At 73.7% G+C, this 19,599-nt stretch carries 8 protein-coding genes; 5 read left to right on the top strand and 3 right to left on the bottom strand.

From position 1 onward, the window contains the following. Positions 1-51 precede the first annotated feature (51 nt). A complete protein-coding gene (locus AB0E90_RS42840) occupies positions 52-5,955 on the top strand; it encodes an SDR family NAD(P)-dependent oxidoreductase (RefSeq protein WP_360418072.1) in 5,904 nt (1,967 codons plus the stop codon). Further along, positions 5,952-12,350: a beta-ketoacyl synthase N-terminal-like domain-containing protein gene (locus AB0E90_RS42835; protein ID WP_360418071.1), complete on the top strand. Its 6,399-nt coding sequence runs from the start codon at positions 5,952-5,954 to the stop codon at positions 12,348-12,350. Before AB0E90_RS42840 ends, AB0E90_RS42835 begins: the two co-directional genes overlap by 4 nt. Positions 12,351-12,632: 282 nt before the next feature. On the opposite strand, the gene AB0E90_RS42830 is transcribed toward AB0E90_RS42835, so the two are convergent. Continuing rightward, positions 12,633-14,738 carry a M91 family zinc metallopeptidase gene (locus AB0E90_RS42830; protein WP_360418120.1) on the bottom strand — a complete coding sequence of 702 codons (2,106 nt, stop codon included), beginning with the start codon at positions 14,736-14,738 and terminating at the stop codon, positions 12,633-12,635. Positions 14,739-14,740: 2 nt separating this feature from the next. After that, positions 14,741-15,070: a hypothetical protein gene (locus tag AB0E90_RS42825; protein WP_360418070.1), complete on the bottom strand. Its 330-nt coding sequence runs from the start codon at positions 15,068-15,070 to the stop codon at positions 14,741-14,743. A gap of 74 nt (positions 15,071-15,144) precedes the next feature. Between AB0E90_RS42825 and AB0E90_RS42820 the strand changes: the two genes are divergently transcribed. Both AB0E90_RS42820 and AB0E90_RS42815 read left to right on the top strand, forming a co-directional pair. Next, positions 15,145-18,084, top strand: coding sequence for a tetratricopeptide repeat protein (locus AB0E90_RS42820; protein WP_360418068.1), 2,940 nt, complete (start codon positions 15,145-15,147; stop codon positions 18,082-18,084). A 98-nt stretch (positions 18,085-18,182) separates the two neighbouring features. Further along, on the top strand, positions 18,183-18,695 hold the full coding sequence (locus AB0E90_RS42815; RefSeq protein WP_360418067.1) for a peptidase M23: 513 nt from the start codon (positions 18,183-18,185) through the stop codon (positions 18,693-18,695). A gap of 7 nt (positions 18,696-18,702) precedes the next feature. Here the strand turns inward: AB0E90_RS42815 and AB0E90_RS42810 are convergent, their stop codons facing one another. Further along, complete coding sequence (locus tag AB0E90_RS42810; protein WP_360418066.1) at positions 18,703-19,026, bottom strand: hypothetical protein; 324 nt, start codon at positions 19,024-19,026, stop codon at positions 18,703-18,705. A gap of 144 nt (positions 19,027-19,170) precedes the next feature. Here AB0E90_RS42810 and AB0E90_RS42805 point away from each other — a divergent pair, with 144 nt between their 5' ends. Then, a complete protein-coding gene (locus tag AB0E90_RS42805) occupies positions 19,171-19,599 on the top strand; it encodes a hypothetical protein (RefSeq protein WP_360418065.1) in 429 nt (142 codons plus the stop codon).

The raw sequence follows: 19,599 nt of genomic DNA, 5'->3' as shown, positions 1-19,599 counted from the left end.
CACGTCTGCTGTCCCGAGTCGCGCCCACGTCTGCTGTCCGGAGGAGAGGCCATGGAACCGATCGCCGTCGTGGGGCTGGCCGCCCTGATGCCCGGGGCGCGCGACGCGACCGAGTTCTGGCGCAACATCGTCACCGGCCGCGATCTGATCACCGAGGTGCCGCCCGGCCGCTGGCCCGCCGAGGGCTTCTACGATCCCGACCCGGCGACGACCGACACGACGTACAGCAACCGGGGCGCGTTCCTGCCGGAGATCGAGTTCGACGCCCTCGCCCACGGGCTGCCGCCGAGCACGCTCGGCGCCATCGACCCCGCCCAGTTGCTCGGCCTGACCGTGGCCGACGCCCTGCTGGCCGACCTCGGCCGCAACCTGGCCGCCCCGCTCGACCGGGAACGGGTGAGCGTCATCCTGGGCAGCTCCACGCTCAGCCGGGTCGGCACGATGGACGCGCGCATCCAGCGCCCGCTGTGGCTCCAGGCCCTCCATTCACTCGGGACGTCGCTGCCCGAAGCAAAAAAGATCTGCGACCGGATCGCCGAGCAGTACGTGCCGTGGCAGGAGGATTCGTTCCCCGGCCTGCTGTCCAACGTGGTGGCCGGCCGGATCGCCAACCGCCTCGACCTGCACGGCACCAACTGCACCATCGACGCTGCCTGCGCCAGCTCGCTCGCCGCGGTGGCGGCCGCGGCCAACGAGCTGGCCCTGGGCCAGGCCGACCTGGTGGTCACCGGCGGGGTGGACGCGACGAACAACCCACTGATGTACGTGTGCTTCAGCAAGACACCGGCCCTCTCCCCCACCGGCGACGCCCGCCCGTTCGCCGCCGACGCCGACGGCACCCTGCTCGGCGAGGGCCTGGCGATGCTCGGCCTCAAACGCCTGGACACCGCCGAACGCGCCGGCGACCGGATCTACGCGGTGATCCGCGGCTTCGGCACCTCCTCGGACGGCCGGGGCGGAGCCATCTACGCGCCGATGGCCACCGGGCAGGTCCGGGCACTGCGCCGGGCGTACGAGGCCGCCGGCTACGGCCCGGAGACGGTCGGCCTGGTCGAGGCGCACGGCACCGCGACCCGAGCCGGCGACGCCGCCGAGTTCGAGTCGCTGCGCCGCGTCTTCGGCGAGACCGGGCGGCCCGGCACCGGCTGGTGCGCGCTCGGCAGCATCAAGTCGCAGATCGGCCACACCAAGGCGGCGGCGGGCGCGGCCGGCCTGGTCAAGACGGTGCTGGCCCTGCACCAGCGAGTGCTTCCACCGACCATCAAGGTGCGCGAACCCCATCCCGGCCTCGGCATCGAGGACAGCCCGTTCTACCTGAACACGGTCGCCCGCCCCTGGACCCGGCCCACCGCCCATCCGCGGCGGGCGTCGGTCTCCAGCTTCGGTTTCGGCGGCGCCAACTTCCACGTCACCCTCGAAGAGCATGCCAACAACAATTCGCCCGTACGCCTCCGGGCCGGCGCCGCCGAACTCGTCCTGCTCAGCGCCGATTCCCCGGCCGGTCTCGTGCGGAGCGACCACTTCGACGCCCGTGACCCGCACCGGCTGGCCGTGGTGGCGAACGACGCCGCCGACCGGCGCGAGAAACTAGACCGGGCCGCGGAGATGATCGCCAGGCAGCCCGGAGTGCCGTTCACCCTGCCCGGCGGCGTCTTCTACGAGTGCGGGCCAGCCGACCCCGGCCGGATCGCGTTCGTCTTCCCCGGGCAGGGCTCGCAGTACGTCGGGATGGGCGCCGAACTCGCCCTGGCTCTCCCCGCGGCGCAGGACGTCTGGGACTTCACCGCCGGCCCGGAGCTGGCCGACGTCGTCTTCCCGGCACCGGTCTTCACCGACGAACAGCGGGCGGCACAGGAACGCCGGCTCACCGACACCCGCTGGGCGCAGCCGGCGCTGGCCGCGCACAGCCTGTCGCTGCTCGCGGTGCTCACGTCGATCGGGCTCGCCCCCGACTGCGTCGCCGGCCACAGCCTCGGCGAGCTGGTCGCGCTGCACGCGGCCGGGGTGATGGACGCGACCGGCCTGCTGCGCCTGGCCCGGCACCGGGGCGAACTGCTGGCAGGGCTCGCCGCCACCCCGGGCACGATGCTGGCGGTCGACGCCGACGCGGACACCGTCGAGTCGGCGCTCAAGGACGGCACCGCTTGGATCGCGAACCGCAACGCACCCCGGCAGACCGTCGTCGCCGGGACCGTGCCGGCCATCGAAGACCTGCAGGAACGCCTTGCTGCGGACGGCATCACCGCCCGGCGACTGGCGGTCTCCGCCGCCTTCCACAGCCCGTTGATGCGCTCGGCCGAGGCCCCGATGCACGACTTCCTGTCAAACCTCGAGCTGGCCGCACCGCGCCTCGACGTCTACGCGAACGAGGACGCGGCGGTCTACAGCCGATCACCCGCGGAGATCCGGCGCGCGCTCGCCCGGCATCCCGGCGCCCCGGTCCTTTTCCAACAACAGATCGAGCTCATGTACGCCGCCGGCGTGCGCACGTTCGTCGAAGTCGGCCCCGGCGCCGTCCTCACCGGGCTGATCGATCGGATCCTCGGCGACTGCGCGCACCTGGCGGTCAGCCTCGACCGCCGCGGCCGGCACGGCGTCACCGCGCTCTCCGAGGGCCTCGGCCGGCTCGCCGTGCACGGCGTAGCGATGGACCTGACAAAGCTGCCGCTCACCGACGACCCAGCGCCAAGCGCAGCGCCGCCCCGAATGCCGATGCGCGTCAACGGCGCCGGCTACATCGCTCCTCCGGCCCCCACCCGAACCCAGCCGGCCCCGACCCCGACGACCCTGCCAAGCCTGCCGACACCACCAGTCCTGCAAAGCCTGCCGACCCGGCCGAGCCCGCCGACCCTGCAGAGCCTGCCGACCCGGCCGAGCCAGCCCAGCCCGCCGACCATTCAGGAGCCTGTCGTCCCGATGACCCAGCCGAACCCCCAGCCCAGCGCCGAGTGGCTGGCCGCGGTGCAGGAGATGCAGCGCCAGACCGCCGAGGCGCATATGCATTTCCAGCGCGTTCTGGCCGACTCGCACCTGGCCTTCCTGCAGATGGCCGAGAACACGTTCGCCGCATTCACCGGGCAGCCGCCACGGCCGGATCAGTTCCGCCTGCCTGCCCCGCCACCAGGGGCCCCCGAGCCCTCGGCCTTCCAGCCCTCGGCCTTCCAGCCCTCGCCCTTCCAGCCCTCGCCCTTCCCACCGCCGCCCTTCCCACCGCCGCCCTACCAACCGCCGCCCTTCCAGCAGCCGGCTGTTGAGCCGCCTGCCTTCGAGGCACCCGGCCTTCGCCCGCCCGCTTTTGCCCCCGCGCCACCGCCACCGCCGGTCGAGCAGGTCGTGGCCGCCGAGCCGGTGAGTCTCGCGCTGCTGTTGTCCGTGGTCGCCGACAAGACCGGCTACCCGGCGGACATGCTGAACGGCGGCATGGATCTGGAGTCGGACCTCGGCATCGACTCGATCAAGAAGGTGGAAATCTTCGCCGCGGTCCGGGATCGCGCCGAAGGGCTGCCGGCGACCGACTCCACACAGATGGCCCAGCTGTTTCAGGCGCGCACGCTCGACGACGTCATGCGCGGCGTCACGACGGAGACCACCCAGGCCGCGCAGGCCGCTGAGACCGCGCAGGCCGCTGAGACCGCGTGGATCACTGCGTCCGCCCAGACCGCCGAGACGGCCGAATCCACGCTGCCGGCCTCCGCGCCGACCGCGAGCATCGGGACCGGCTCGGCGTCGATGCCGGGTCGTCCTGGGCTGCCGCGATTATCGGTCCAGCCGGTCGCCGCACCGGCTTGTGGCCTGGCGCTGGCCGGCCTCGGTGACGGACCGGTCGTCGTCATCGACGGCGGCAGCGCGCTGGCGTCCGCCGTCGTCGAGCGTCTCCGGGCGCATGGCATCGCCGCGACCAGCGAAGACGTGCCGCCGAGTGACGCGTATGGCGTGATCCTGCTGGGTGGGCTGGCGCCGGCCGCGGACGCCGGACCGGCTGGCCGGCTCGCGTTCCAGGCCGCCCGGGCGGTCGCGGCCGGCATGGCCGAACACGGCGGCGTCTTCGTGACCGTGCAGGACACCGGCGGCTGTTTCGGGCTGACCGACCCCGATCCGCGGCGCGCCCGGTTCGGCGGCTTCGCGGCGCTCACCCGGACCGCCGCGCTGGAATGGCCGGCGGTTGCGGCCAAGGCCATCGACTGCGAGCGCGGCGGCCGCGAGCCGGACGAGATCGCCGCCGCGATCGTCACCGAGCTGCTGACCGGCGGCCCGACCCTCGACGTAGGCCTGCGCGCGGACGGAACCCGATGGGCCCTGGCCGAACACGAGGCAGCGGGCGAGGCCACTGCCGGCCTGGCGGTAACCGCGGAGTCGGTCCTCGTCGTCAGCGGCGGCGCGCGCGGGGTAACCGCGGCCGCGATGCTCGCGCTGGCGGAGGCGGCCCGGCCGCGCATGCTGCTCCTCGGCCGCACCACCCTCGCCGACGAACCCGAGTTCCTGGCCACGGCCCGCGACGAGCCGTCCCTCACCCGCCTGCTGGCCGGACACGACCCCACCGCCACGCCGGCCCAACTGACCACCCGGGCGCGCGCCGTCCTCGCCCGCCGAGAAGTGCGCACCACGCTCGCCGGTCTGAAGCGGGCCGGGTCAACCGTGCGGTACGCGACCGCCGACGTCACCGACCGCCCCGCCCTGGACCGCGAGCTGGCCCAGGCCCGCCGGGAGTGGGGCCCCGTCACCGGGCTCGTGCACGGCGCCGGCGTCCTGGCCGACAAGCGGATCGCGGACAAGACCGATGAACAGTTCGACCGCGTCTACGCCACCAAAGTCGACGGGCTCGGCACCTTGCTCGAAGCGACCGCCGATGACCCGCTGGACCTGTTGTGCGTGTTCTCCTCGGTCGCAGCCCGCTTCGGCAACCCCGGGCAGTGCGACTACGCGATGGCCAACGAGGTGCTCAACCAGATCGCCCTGGCCGAACAGCGGCGACGGCCGTCCTGCCAGGTCCACGCGATCGGCTGGGGACCATGGGAGGCAGGCATGGTCACCGCAGCCCACGCCGCCCAGTTCCGCACCCTCGGCGTCCCACTCATCCCGCTCGCCGCCGGCGCACGCGCCTTCGTCACGGAGCTGACCACCCCCGGCGACGCAGTCCAGGTGCTGATCACCGGCGAAGACGCCACCGCCACAGACCAGCCCACCGGCGCAGGGTGGCCGCGCTTTGCTGCCGTGGCCTCGGTTGATGTGCGCACGCATGGCTTCCTGGCTGACCATGCGCCGGCCGGTGTGCCTGTGCTTCCGCTGGCCATGGCGGTGGAGTGGTTCTTCGCCGTTGGGCAGGCGCGGCAGCCGGGGCGCCCGGCCGCGCTGGCTGACGTCCGTGTTCTGCACCGGATCGAACTGCCCGGCCTGGCGACCTCCGGCCACCGCTTCACGATCGAGGCCACGGCCGACGAGCTGCGGGTCGGCGACCACTACCGGGCCCGGCTCATCACTGCGAAACGGCCGCGGGCGTGGACCACGCCGGCCTCGATGGGACCCATCACCGCAGTGTCCGCCTACGACTCGGCCGCGCTGTTCCACGGCCCTCGGTTCCAGGTGCTGCGAGAGGTGCGAGGGCTTTCCCAGGACGGCGCCGAGGCGTTGGTCGCGGGCGTGCGGGAGGCCGGTTGGCCCGATCACTCCTGGTGGACGGACCCGGCCGCGGTCGACGGCGCCCTGCAGACCGCGGTCCTGTGGGCCTGGCACGCCACCGGCTTCGCGACGCTGCCGATGGGCGTCGACGCGATCCACGTCCACCGTCCTGGGCCGGCGCCGGCCGCGCTGCGCTGCCTGGTGCGCGCCACGGCGGCGGCCACCGACGAGATGCGCTGCGACATCGCGCTGTTCGACGAGGACGGCGGGGTCCGCACCGAGCTGCTCGGCGTCCGCCTCATCCGGCGGCCCGACCTTGCGCCGGCGGCCCCGGCGTGACCGAACCGCAGTTCGAGCCGATCGCCATCGTGGGACGCGGTTGCGTGCTGCCCGGGGCGCTGAGCCCGGAGCAGTTCTGGGACAACATCGCGGACGGCCGAATCGATCTGGCGACGCCGCGACCGGACGAGTGGCGGATGCCGCCGGGCTCGTTGCGCACCGGCGTGATGGCCGGTCTCGTCCGGGGCTTCGACGAGGTCTTCGATCCGGCGGGCTTCGCCGCCGCGGCCGGGGACGTCGCCGCGTACGACCCGGCTCTGCAGTGGGTGCTGCACGCCGGGCGCGCCGCACTGCGCGAGGCCGGTGACCACGCAAGCCCGGGCCGCACCGGGCTGGTCCTCGGCAATCTGGGTTATCCCAGCCGGAGCCTGGCCGCCTACGCCGAGCGGATCTGGCTGGGTGACCACCCGGACGGCCTCGACCCACGGGATCGCTTCTGTTCGGGACTGTGGGCGCACACGGCGGCGGCCGCGCTCGGGCTGGCCGGTGGGTCGCTCGCCCTCGATGCCGCCTGCGCCTCCGCGCTGTACGCGATCAAGATCGCCTGCGACCGGCTGCACGACGGCTCGGCCGACCTCATGCTGGCCGGAGCGGTAAGCGGCTGCGACGGGCTGATCATCGATGCCGGGTTCGCGGCGCTGGGCGCGCTGAGCCCGTCCGGCCGCAGCCGGCCGCTGCAGCGCGGGGCCGACGGGCTGATCCCGGCCGAGGGCGCGGCCCTGCTCGCGTTCATGCGGCTGCGCGACGCGGTGGCCGCGCACGTTCCGATCCTCGGTGTCGTACGCGGCATCGGCCTGTCGAACGACGGCCGGACCGGCGGGTTCCTCGTGCCGTCGGAAGAGGGCCAGATCCGGGCCATGGACGCGGCGTACCGATCGGCCGGCTTCGGCCCGGGGACAATAGAACTGCTGGAATGCCACGCCACCGGTACGCCGATCGGCGATGCCGTGGAGGCCCGGTCGACCAGCCGGTACTTCCATGGGCGGGCGGAGCCGCTGCCGATCGGCTCGGCGAAGTCGAATGTCGGCCACCTGCTGACCGCCTCCGGCGCGGCCGGACTGCTGAAGCTCCTCGCCGCAATCGAGCACGGCACGCTCCCGGCGACGGCCGGCGCCACCGACCCGATCGACGAACTGCGCGACGCCCCGCTGCGCCTGCTCCGGGCGAACGAGCCGTGGCCCGGACCGCGGCGGCGCACGGCGATCAGCGCTTTCGGTTTCGGCGGCAACAACGCACACCTGATCGTCGAGGCCTTCGACGGCCAGCCGCCGTCCACCGCCGCAACGCCCAGCCAGCCGCCGTCCGTCGTTGCGGTGCCGAGCCGGCCGCCGCTCACCGCCGCAACGCCCAGCCAGCCGCCGTCCGTCGTTGCGGTGCCGAGCCGGCCGCCGCTCACCGCCGCGGAGCCCGACCGGCCGGCATTGCCGGAGATCGCGATCGTCGCGATCGGCGCCCGCATCGGGGACATCGGCGCCGACGGGCTCCGGGACGCCGTGCTGAGCGGGCGGCCGCCCGGTCCGGCGCCGGACACCATCGAGGTCGCGCTCGACGACCTGCGTTACCCGCCGCGCGATCTCGGCGAGACGCTCGGCCAGCAGATCCTCGTGCTGGAGGCCGCGCGCGAAGCCGTCCGCGGCATCGACCTGCCGCCGGAGCGCACGGCCGTCCTCGTCGGCATGGGCTGCGATCCCGAGATCGCCCGCGCCCACGCCGCTCAGCGCCTCAATGCGGGCGACGAGTTCAGCCCGCCCCTGACCGCCGCCCGCGTGCTCGGCGCCATGGCCAACATCACGGCCAACCGCATCGGCGGCCAACTCGGCCTCTCCGGGCCAGGCTTCGCCGTCAGCGCCGAGGAAGCCTCCGGCATCGTGGCGCTGGAGCTGGCGGCCCGGGCCCTGCGGGCTGGAGAGATCGACGCCGCGCTGGTCGGCGCGGTCGACCTCTCCGACGAGCCCGTGCACCGAGCCGCCGTCACCGGGCTCCACCGAACCGACACCACCGAGCCCCGCCAGACCAACACCACCGGGCCCAACCAGACCAACACCACCGGGCCCAACCAGACCAACACCACCGGGCCCAACCAGACCGACACCGCCAGGCCCGGCCAGACCGACACCGCCAGGCCCGGCCAGACCGACACCGCCAGGCCCGGCCAGACCGACACCGCCAGGCCCGGCCAGACCGACACCACCAGGCCCGGCCAGACCGACACCACCAGGCCCGGCCAGACCGACACCGCCAGGCCCGGCCAGACCGACACCGCCAGGCCCGGCCATACCGACACCGCCGGACCTGGCCGGGCCGGGGAGCCGGTCGACGCCGCCGTCGTCCTCGTGCTGAAACGCCGGGACGACGCGCGCCGCGACGGCGATCAGGTCCTGGCCCTGATCGACCGCGAGCCGCCGGCCGGCGGCGACTTCCCCACCGGGCTGCTCGGCGCGCCGCATGCCGCCGCCGGGCTGCTCGACGTCGCGGTCGCGGCCGTCGCGCTGCGGCACCGGGCTCGGCCACGCGCGGGACAACCCGCACAGCCCGACCCGGGCATGACCGCCGACGTGGTCACGCCGGTGCTCGGCGCGCCACCCGCCCGGGTCCGGCTGCGCGCGGCCGACGCCGCGCCGTGGGCGCCGGGTCCGGTGCCCACGCTGCACGTCTACTCGGGTGCGGATCGGGCAGAAGTGCTCGCCGCCGCGGCGGCCGGCGTCGAGAGCGACATCGGCCCGGCCCGCCTGGCCGTCCCCGCCCGCGACGCCGCCCATCTGGCCGCGCAGCTCGCGGGCGCACGAGCCTGGCTGCGCGGCGAGGCGCTGCGGCCGGCCGGTGTGGCCTTCCGCGAGACGCCGATCGGCAGCGAGACGGCCTTCGTCTATCCCAACGGCGCGTCGTTCTACCCCGGTATGGGCGCCGACCTGGCGTTCGCGTTCGCTCCCCCGGCGTCCGGCGCGGAGCACGACGGCCGTACCGGATCCGAGTTCCTTGACCAGATCCTCGCCGTCGGCGCCCTCGCGAGCTTGCACACCCGAATCTCGCGCGGGGTTCTGGGTCTCGAACCGCAGGCCGCGCTCGGCTACTCGGCCGGCGAATCGGCCGCCCTCGTCGCGCTGGGGGCCTGGACCGACGTGGCCGGCATGGTCGCCGACGCCCGGGCCGACGGCCTGTTCACCCACGATCTGAGCGGCGAGCTGCGTGCGGTCCGCCGCTTCTGGGAACGCCACGGCATAGCCGGGGAGCGCTGGGCCGGTTACCTCCTGGCGGCGGACCCGGAACTGGTGCGGGCCATGGTCGCCGGCGAGCGGGCCGTGTACCTGTCGGCGGTGTGCGCGCCCGGGACCTGTGTGGTCGCCGGGGAGGAGAAGGCCTGCACGGCGTTCGCCGAGCGCTTCGACCCGTCCGCCCGCATCCGGCTCCCGCTGCTGGTGGCGCACGTGCCCGAGGTGGCCGAGGTGCGCGATCGCTGGCGGGCGCTGCATCGGCGGCCCACGGCGAGCGTGCCGGGCATCCGGTTCTACCGGGGCGCGACCGGCGACTGGTACCACCCGGACACCGAATCGGCCGCCGACGCGATCACCGAGCAGATGCTCTCCCCCGTCGATTTTCCCCACCTGATCGATCGGGCCTGGCAGGACGGCGTCCGGGTCTTCATCGAGCACGGTCCGGGCGCGCAGTGCACGGGCTGGACGCGCCGCATCCTCGGCGGGCGGGATCACGTCGCGGTGGCGCTGGACGCCGTACCCGGTCAAGGTCTGTGGTCTTTGTCGGTGGCGGTCGCCGAGCTGGCTGCCGCCGGCGTTCCGGTGCGGCACGACGCGCTCGCGAAGCATTTCGGGTTTCCGCCCGCGGGCGGCGGCGCGACGATCAGCCTGCCCAAGCGGCTCCCCGCCCCGATTTTGACCGAGACGGCGCAGGAGTACGAGGTGATGGCGCCCGCCCCGGACCTCGCGCCGCAGCGAGCACCGGCGCCGGCTTTCGCCTGGTGGGCCGCCATCACCGCCACGCACCTCCAATATTTGGAGCTCCAGGCCGCCGCGCACGCTCGTTTCCTGAGCGGCCGGGCCGTGGTCGCGAGGCCCGAGGCGACCACCGGATTTCCCGGGCCGAAGTTCGACCGCGCGCAGCTCGAACACCTCGCGCACGGCCGGATCTCCGACCTGTTCGGACCCGCGTTCGCCGGGCAGGACGCCGATCGGCGGCAGACCCGGATGCCCGGCCCGCCCCTGCTGCTCGCCGATCGCGTCCTCGGGATCGACGCCGAGCCCGCCCGGCTGGGCACGGGCGTCATCTGGACCGAGACCGACGTGCGCCCCGACTCCTGGTACCTCGACCCGGCCGGCCGGATGCCCGCCGGACTGGTCGTCGAGGCCGGCCAGGCCGACCTGCTGCTGATCAGCTGGCTCGGCGCCGACCTGCACAACCGGGGCGACCGGGTCTACCGCCTGCTCGGCAGCGACGTCACCTTCCACGGCCCGCCGCCCGGGCCCGGGCGGACGCTCCGCTTCGAGATCCGGGTCGTCCGGCATGTCACGCACGGCCCGATCCGGCTGTTCTTCTTCGAGTACGACTGCCACGTGGGCGACGCGCTGCTGCTCACTGTGCGCAACGGCCAGGCCGGGTTCTTCACCGACGACGAACTGCTGAACACCGGCGGCGTGCTGTGGGACGCGCCCGAGGTCAGCCCGCCGGATCCGTCCGCCGCCTCCTTCGACGCCGGAGCCGTGGCCGCGTTCGCCGAGGGGCGCCCGGACGAGTGCTTCGGACCCGGCTGGGCGCGGACCCGCGCCCACGTGCGAACGCCTCGCATCGGATCGGGCCGGCTGCGACTGCTCGACGAGGTGCCGGTCTTCGATCCCCGCGGCTACCTGCGCGCGGAGACGGCGGTCCACCCCGGCGACTGGTTCTTCGACGGGCACTTCCACCACGACCCCTGCATGCCCGGCACGCTCATGTCGGAGGCCTGCTTCCAGGCGCTGTCGTTCTATCTGGCCGCCTCCGGTCACACCATCGATCGCGACGGCTGGCGCTTCGAACCGGTGCCGGGGCGCGCCGCGCGGATGCGCTGCCGGGGCCAGGTCACCCCGAAAAGCCGCAAGCTGACGTACGAGGTGTTCGTCACCGAAATGTCGGCCGACCCGTTCCCGACCCTCGTCGCCGAGGTGCTGGTCACGGTGGACGGCGTGAAGGCCCTGCACATCGCCGACTGCGCGGTGCGGCTGGTGCCGGACTGGCCGCTCGATCACTGGCGGCATCTCGGGCCGCCCGTCGTGCAGCCGACCGCCCAGCCTTTGCCCCTTCCGGAGCTCGGCGGTCTGGCCGGACACCGCGAACCACGGCCGGTGGCGCGGCTCGGGGACCTGCCGCTCGGTTACGCCTCGCTGCTGGCCTGCGCATGGGGCCGGCCGGCCGACGGGCTCGGGCCGATGGCCGACGCGTTCGACGGCGCCCGCCGCGGACCGCGTCTGCCCGGGCCGCCGTACCACTTCCTCAGCCGGATCACCGCCGTCGATGGCCCGTATCAGGGCATGGCGGCCGGCACTGCGGTTGTGGCGGAGTACGACGTACCGGATGAGGCCTGGTATTTCGTCGGTGGCTCCATGCCGGTCGCCGCGCTGATGGAGATCGCCCTGCAGCCCTGCGGCTGGCTGGGGTGTTACGTCGGCAGCCCGGTGCAGATCGACGCTGAGCTGCTGTTCCGCAACCTCGACGGCGACCTGGTCGTGCGGCGCGAGGTGCGGCCGGCCACCCGTGTCGTGCGCACCCGCGCCGAACTCACCAACATCTCCCGCGCCGCCGGAATGATCATCGAGACGTTCCGGATCGAGTGCCACGCCGACGGCGAGCCGCTGCTGAGCGGCACCGCCGTGTTCGGGTATTTCCTGACGACGGCCTTCGCGCAGCAGCCCGGCCTGCCCACGACGCCAGCCGAGCGCGAGCGCCTGACCGAACCGTGCGACAACATCCCGTCGCTCGCCCTTACGGCCGGTCCGATGCTCTCGATGCTCGACCGGATCACCGGCTACTGGCCCGGCGGCGGGGCGGCCGGTCTGGGCCGGTTGCGGGCCGAGAAGGACGTCGATCCCGGCGACTGGTTCTTCAAGGCGCACTTCTTCCAGGACCCGGTCATGCCGGGCTCGCTGGGCGTCGAGGCGATGTGCCAGCTGCTGCAGTGGTACCTGACCGACCGCGCGGACCGGCCCGGCGCCCGCTGCGAGCCGATCGCGCTCGGCGAGCCGCTGAAGTGGACCTACCGTGGCCAGGTCGTGCCCACCGACCGCCTGATCACGATCGAGCTGGAGATCCTCGAGATCGACGACCGCACCGCGTTCGCCCGGGGCTGGCTCTGGGTCGACGGCCGCCGGATCTACCGCGTCGACCGGCTCGGCGCCCGGCTGACCGGATAATCGGATGACCGATGAGTTCGACCGGCACGCTGGGTCAGTCACAGCAGAACCTACGGAAGGACAATCCCATGGCTGAGCTCAACGCCGAGCACGCCCGGCAAGCGATCGTCGAACAGACCCGTCACCTGGCCGAATCAGCCCCCTCCGCGTCGCCGGCGACACCGCCCTCGCCCAGTATTGGCTGGACAACACCGCCCATCTCAGCGGCTGACGGCCGGTCGAGCTTTTCACTTCATCCACCGGCGACAAACCGGGCCCGCTCCGAAGATCGGTGCGGCCTGCTCAGTACTCCGTCCGGAGCGGCGAGCCGAGCTCCGAGCGCAGCCCGTTCTCGGTGAGCTCGTACGGATGGCGGGGGTCGATCCGGTCCGGGGTGGACGGGTCGAAGTCGTCGTCGATCGGCAGGCCGGCCGCCTCGCGTTCGAGATTCGGCACGCCCGGATTGTCGTCGCCGGTGTAGTCGCCCGGGACCCAGGTGTCGTACGTGAAGTCGTACACGTGGGCGAGCTCGTGATAGAAAACCGCGACCGGCGGCCCGCTGTGGTTGGTGTCGTGCGACGGGTTGATGGTGACCTCGGACGAGTCGAAGCCGGGCGGAATCATCGTGGTGAGCTCCATGCCGTTCTCCGTCGCGTACTCCCGGATGGTCACCCCGCTGCCCTCGTAGAACCAGCCGGCGGTGTCGTCGTGCATCTGCTGGAGCTTGCCGAGCAGTTGCTGCCCGGTGGGCGACGTGCGCAACAGGTCGAGATCGGACTGGACCCGGTCGACGAACTCCGGCGAGCCCTCGATCACGAAGTACTTCGCCTGGTCGGAGATCTGCACGTCGACCGCATTCTCGGCACTCTGCACCGAGTCCTCGCCCGCCTGGTGGTAGACCGTGTCGAGACCCGCGCCGGCGTCGGCGACGTCCCGGCCGGCGCCGGTGTAGATGACGTCGTCGTCCGCGCCGCCGTGGATCACGTCGTCGTCGCGGCCGCCGGAGAGCGTGTCCGGGCCGGCGCCACCCTCCAGCAGATCGTTGCCCGCGCCGCCCTCCAGGTAGTCCTGCCCGAAGCCGCCGTCGAGCCGGTCGGCGCCGGCCAGCCCGTAGAGCGTGTCATCGCCGAGCCCGCCGGCCAGCACGTCGTCGCCCGCGCCGCCGTCGACGTAGTCGCGGTCGGCGCCGCCGGCGAGCGTGTCGTCACCACCGCGACCGAAGACGTTGTCGATGCCGGACCCGCCCCGTGCCGTGTCCACGCCCTCGCCGCCGTCCAGCGTGTCGTCGCCGCCCCCGCCCTCGATCAGGTCGTCGCCGTCGCCGCCGAGAATCCGGTCGCCGGCGACGTCACCCCCGGCCGGCCGGGTGAGGATCTCCTTGCCGCTGAGGCTCCCGTAGAGCCGGTCGTTACCGGCGCCACCGTCGATCTGGTCGAGAACCCACAGGCGCTCCCCGTCCGCGGTGGCCGGCGGCGGGCTGCTCGAGCCCGCCGTGATCAGGTCATCGCCGCCGCGGCCCTCGATCACGTCCCGTCCGGCCAGGCCGAGCAGGCGGTCGGCGCCATCGCTGCCACGCAGGACGTCGTCGCCGTCGCCGCCCAGCACGGTCAGCGCGATCCGGGTGCCCGGGGCGACGTCCACCACGTCGTTGCCCGCGCCGGCCCGGATCGTGATCGCGTCGCCGGCCGGGAACCGGGTGGTGATGCCGTCCACCAGGACGATCTGCTCGCCGGTGACCGGATCCCGCGAGATCAGCACCTGATTGTCGCCGGGGCCGGTGTTCAGCACGACCGAGTCACCGTCGTAGATCCAGTTGAGGCCCTGCGCCTCGGCGGGCGGCGCCCAGCCGTCGTCGTTGCCGGCCGCCTGGTCACGCCACGGCCCCGCGAGCGACCGCAGGTCCAGCTCGGCCTCGTCGATCCGGGACCGGAAACGGCTCTGGTCGGCGTCCAGGCCGCCCCGGGTCCGCATGGCCTCGTCGATCGCGACGTTCAGCCGCTCGACGTCCTCGGCCGAGGCGAACCGGAAGGTGATCCGGTCGCCCGACACGGTGGCGGGCACGCCGACCCGGCTGAGGCCGGCGTCCAGTTCGTGCTGGGCGGTGGTCAGCGCGTCACCCATCTCGGCCAGCGCCGCCCCGACCTGCCGTGCGTCGTCGAGCAGCTCGGTGACGCCGGCGTCCAGCTTGTCCAGGTGATCGTGATAGGTGTCGGACGCCTCGCCGCTCCAGGCATCACCGCGCAGCAGCTGGGCGGCCGGCGGCACCGGGTCCCGCGCGGCATCGGCCGCCTGCACGAAGGTCAGCCACAGCTGCCCCGCCCGGTGCACGGCGGCCGGGTCGGCGGCCAGGTCCCAGAGGTTGTCCATGGTGGCGGGCGCCGGCGGCGGGGGCGGCGGCTCGGCAGGCATCGTCACAGCGGCCCCCGTATCCCGCCGCCGGTGCGCTGCCGATCCGCCGCCTCCTGATCGGACTGGAGGTACGCGAACGCCACCCGGTAGAGCCGGTCGACGTCGCCCTCGTACACCCCGGTGATCACGCGCCAGGTGTCGTCGGCCGCCGCCTCCGCCTGCGCGGTCAACGTGGCGCACCGGCCGGCCTGCTCGGTGTTCCCGAAGGCGGTCACCGGGGGCGCCAGCGCCTCCTGCGCCGCCGACCAGGCGGTTGTCATGTCATCGGCCGCGGCCAGTGTGGTCTTCGCCAGCCGAACCAGTGCACCCGGCTCCGCCCGTACCTCATCCATGTCCTTCATGGTGTGATCTGCCGGTATGGTGAATCCTTAGTGGATTGCTAACGCCCACTCCGGGGAAGTGCAGCGTGGAGCTGAGACTGCTGGGCGCGGTCGAGTTCGACATCGACGGCCGGTCGGTGACCCCGCGGCGTCCGCAGGAGCGCCTGGTGCTGGCCGCTCTCGGCCGCGACGCCGGCCGGCTGGTCAGCACCGAGACGCTGATCGACCGGGTGTGGGACACCGCCCCGACGAACGCCCGGCGCACCCTGCACGTGCTCATCGCCTATCTGCGGGGCCTGCTGCGAGACGCGGGCGAACCGATCATCGAGACCAGTTCCGGCGGTTACCTGCTGCGGCTGCCGCCCGACCGGGTGGACGCGCACCGGCTCCGCCGCCTGGTGGACGCCGCGGCCGCGGCGACCGGCGAGCGCCGCCGCGACCTGCTGCGCGAGGCCCTCGAACAGTGGCGCGGCGAACCGCTGGCCGGGCTGCGCGGCGCCTGGGCGGACCGCACCCGCGAGGCGCTGTGCCAGCTGCGGATCGACGCGGTCGTCGCCTGGTCGGCGGCCGAGACGCAGCTGGGCCGGCCGACCGCCGCGATCGAGACGCTCACCGAGCTGATCGGCGCGAACCCCTACGTGGAGACGCTGCCGGCCGCACTCATGCACGCACTGATCGCCGCCGGCCGGTCCGCCGAGGCGCTCGAGGTCTTCGGCCGCACCCGGCGCCGGCTCGCCGACGACCTCGGCATCGACCCGGGCGCCGAACTCCAGGCCGTGCACCATGAAGCCCTCACCGGTGGCCCGGCCCGGGCGGACCGCGCGCCGGTGCCCGCCGAGCTCCCCGCGCCGGTGCCGTCCTTCGTGGGCCGCCAGGCCGAGCTCGCCGAGCTCGAATCGCTCTCCGCCGTCTCGCCGGTGACGGTCATCTCCGGAACCGCGGGCGTCGGCAAGACCGCGCTGGCCATGGTCTGGGCCCACCGGGTCGCGGACCGCTTCGGCGACGGCACGCTCTATGTCAACCTGCACGGCTACGACCCGGCCCAGCCGATGAGCGCCGCCACCGCGCTGGAACACCTGCTCGCCTCGCTGGAGGTGCCGCTCGCCGACATCCCGGCCGACCCGGACGCGCGGGCCACCCGCTACCGCACGACCCTGGCCGGGCGGCGGGCGCTCATCGTGCTCGACAACGCCGCCGGGGTGGAGCAGATCCGCCCGTTGCTGCCCGGGGCGGGCCGGTGCGCCGTCGTGGTGACCAGCCGCGACCGGCTGTCCGGGCTGGTGGCGGTGGGCGGCGCCGGGCGGGTCGACCTCGGCGTGCTGCCCGCGCTCGACGCGATCTATCTGCTTCGCGAGCTGATCGGGCAGCGGGTGCTCGACGAGCCGGAAGCGGCACAACGGCTCGCCGCTCAGTGCGCGCACCTGCCGCTGGCGCTGCGGATCGCCGCCGAGCACGCCGCCGGGCGGCCCGGGTTGAGCCTGCGCGACCTGGCCGAGGAGCTGGACGACGAGCAGAGCCGGTTGGACGTGCTGAGCGCCGACCCGGATGCGTACGCGGCCGTCTCCGCGGTGTTCTCCTGGTCGCTGCGCCACCTGCCGGCCACGGCCGCCGCGACCTTCACCGCGCTCGGGCACCACCCCGGCGTCGACTTCACCACCCCGGCCGTCGCCGCCCTGACCGGCGGCACCCTCGACGACGCACGGGCGGCACTGGCCACGCTCGGCAAGGCGCACCTGGTCTTCCCGGCCGGTGGTGGCCGGTTCGGCCTGCACGACCTGCTGCGCGCCTACGCCGCCCGGCTGGCCGCGGCGACCGGCGCCACCGCCCCGGCCGAGCGGATCTGCGGGCACTACGTGGACATGGCGGCCCGCGCTGCCGACCACTTCTACCCGGCCGAGGCGCACCGGCGGCCGGCCGTTCCCCCGGGCGCCGCCGTCATCCCGCTGCCCGATGCGGCCGCGGCCCAGGCGTGGCTCGACGCCGAACGGCAGAACCTGGTCGCGGTGGCCCGCACCGGCATCGGCCGCTATCCAGTCTGGCTGTCGACGATCCTCTATCGCTACCTCGACGGCCGGGCCCGCGACGAGGCGGCCGCCATCCACCAGCACGCGTTCGACGCGGCCGAGGCGGCCGGCGACACCACCGGGCAGGCCCATGCCGCGCTCGGGCTCGGCGCCACCGAACGGCGGCACGGCCGGTACGACGTCGCCGCCGACTGGTTCGCCCGCGCGAGCGAGCTCTTCGAACGCGCCGGGAACGTCGGCGCCCAGGCCCGCGCGCTGGGCAATCTGGCCGGCGCCGAGGAGCAGTGGTGCCGCTACGCAGATGCGGCCGAGCATCTGCATCAGGCGCAGCAGCTCTACAATCGGGCCGGCGACCGCACCGGACAGGCCCTGGCGCTGTGCCACCAGGCCGTCATCGAGATCCGGCTGGGCGCCTACGACGACGCCGGCCGGCACCTGCGGCAGAGCATCGGCATCGCGCGGGCCCTCGGCGACCGGCCGGCCGAGGCGACCGGCCTGGCCAACCTCGGCGACGTGCATCTGCGGCTCGGGCAACTGCCGGAGGCCGAGCGATGCCACCGCGAGGCGCTCGACATGCACGTGCACGACGGCGATCGGGTCGGCGAGGCGTGGGGACTGACCGCGCTGGGCACGACGCTGACCACGATGGGCGATCCGCGGGCCGGCGCCGACCACCACGAGCGGGCGCTGCGGCTGCTGCGCGAGGTCGGCCAGCTCGACGGCGAGGCGTGGGCGCACAACGGCCTCGGCGAGGCCGCGCACGCCGCCGGCGACCACCGCGCCGCCATCGAGAGCCACCGCGCGGCCCTGGACTGCGCGACCCGCACCCAGGCCCGGGACCAGGCGGCTCGCGCCCACCACGGCCTCGGCCGGGCGCACGGCGCGCTCGGCGACGCGACGACCACACGCGAGCACCTCGGGCAGGCCGCCGACATCTACCGTGACCTGGGCGCGCCCGAACTCGCCGAGGTCGAGGCCGACCTCACCGCCGCGGCGGGATGAGTCCAAACGGCTGATGTGGACCCACCGGGGTGGACCGGTAACCTTCGCCGGACCCCCACCCCCGAAAGGCTTCTCTCGTCGTGCGCGCGTTTTTCGTTGTGGTAGTCGCTGTACTGGTCGGTTTTTTCCTCAGCTCCCTGCGGCACGCGGACGCCGACGCGGCCTGCACCCCCGCTCCCACCGCCTCCGCCGCCAAGCCGGCCACCGCCAACTGGAGCGACGAACAGGTCGCCAACGCGCGCACCATCATCACCATCGGCAACCAGCGGCGGGTGCCGAAGGCGGGCCAGGTGATCGCGATCGCCACCGCCCTGCAGGAGTCCCGCCTGCGCAACCTGCGCGGCGGCGACCGCGACTCCATCGGACTGTTCCAGCAGCGCCCCAGCCAGGGCTGGGGCACGCCCAAGCAACTGTCCGACCCGGCCTATCAGACCCAGAAGTTCTACGACAAACTGCTGCGCACGCACGGCTGGCAGAACATGCGGGTCACCGAGGCGGCGCAGGCCGTGCAGGTGTCGGCCTTCCCGGAGGCGTACGCGAAGCATGTCCCCGCCGCCACCGGCCTGGTCGAGATGCTGAGCAGCCCGGCGCCCTGCACGGCCGCGGCCTGACGGCGGGTCAGGCCAGGTCGTAACCGATGTCGATCAGGTACTTGCTGGTCGGACAGGTCTTGCCGATGATCGAGCTGTCCCCGGTGTGGTTCCACGGGCCGTAGTAGAAGGACCCGCCCGAGGTGCCCTGCACGTTGGTGGCGCAGTAGACCATGGTCCGGTAATAGCCGTCGCCCTTCTGGCACCAGTAGGCGCCACCGCCGCCCAGACCCCACTTGACCGAGAGCCGAGTGCAGCCCTGCGCGCTCGCCGAGGCCGGTGCGGCGGCAACCCCGATGCCGGTGCCGGCCAGCAGAGCCACCAGCAGTGTGCGCTTGATCAGATTGCGCATGCATTCCCCCACGTCGATCTTCTTGATCTACGAGCGGCCGACGGTACACGGAGATTCCGGCCGCAGCAGCCCCGGCCGGCGGGGTCTCGGGGCAGTCGAGATTGGACGGTTAACGGTAGAATCCGGGGCGGCGAAGGGAGTTCGGTGGACGTTCAGATCGTTCTGGCGGGGGCGGCCGATCCCGATGAGCTCGCAACTCTGCACCAGTGGCTGGCCGGTGAGCCGGAGCTGCGCGGCCGGGTCACCTCGCGGCACGCGCCGCCGCTGCCGGGGACGCTCGGGCCGGTCCTCGAGGCGCTGCTGGTCGCGATCGGGCCGGGGAGCACCGCGGCGGCGCTCGGCGCCGCGCTGGTGACCTGGGTGCGGGGCCGCCGGGGTCAGGTGTCGGTCATCGTGACGAGGGCGGACGGCACCACCGTCACGCTGGAGGCCAAGCGCGTGCGAAACCTGAATACGTCCGCCCTGTCCGCCGAGCTGAACCGGATCGTGGCGCTGCTCAACGAGACGGAGCGCCCGCCCGCCGACGATCCCGAGCCGCCCGCCGATCCCGAGCCGGCCGGCCCGTCCGCCTAG

It is taken from the genome of Actinoplanes sp. NPDC026619, assembly GCF_040638295.1.
Classification (GTDB): Bacteria; Actinomycetota; Actinomycetes; order Mycobacteriales; family Micromonosporaceae; genus Actinoplanes.
This window is presented reverse-complemented; position numbering and strand designations above follow the sequence as displayed.

Bases quoted from the DNA above. Each gene is read 5' to 3' on its own strand.
- AB0E90_RS42830 (WP_360418120.1), bottom strand. From the start codon at position 14,738: ATGCCTGCCGAGCCGCCGCCCCCGCCGCCGGCGCCCGCCACCATGGAC.
- AB0E90_RS42840 (WP_360418072.1), top strand. From the start codon at position 52: ATGGAACCGATCGCCGTCGTGGGGCTGGCCGCCCTGATGCCCGGGGCG.
- AB0E90_RS42825 (WP_360418070.1), bottom strand. From the start codon at position 15,070: ATGGATGAGGTACGGGCGGAGCCGGGTGCACTGGTTCGGCTGGCGAAG.
- AB0E90_RS42810 (WP_360418066.1), bottom strand. From the start codon at position 19,026: ATGCGCAATCTGATCAAGCGCACACTGCTGGTGGCTCTGCTGGCCGGC.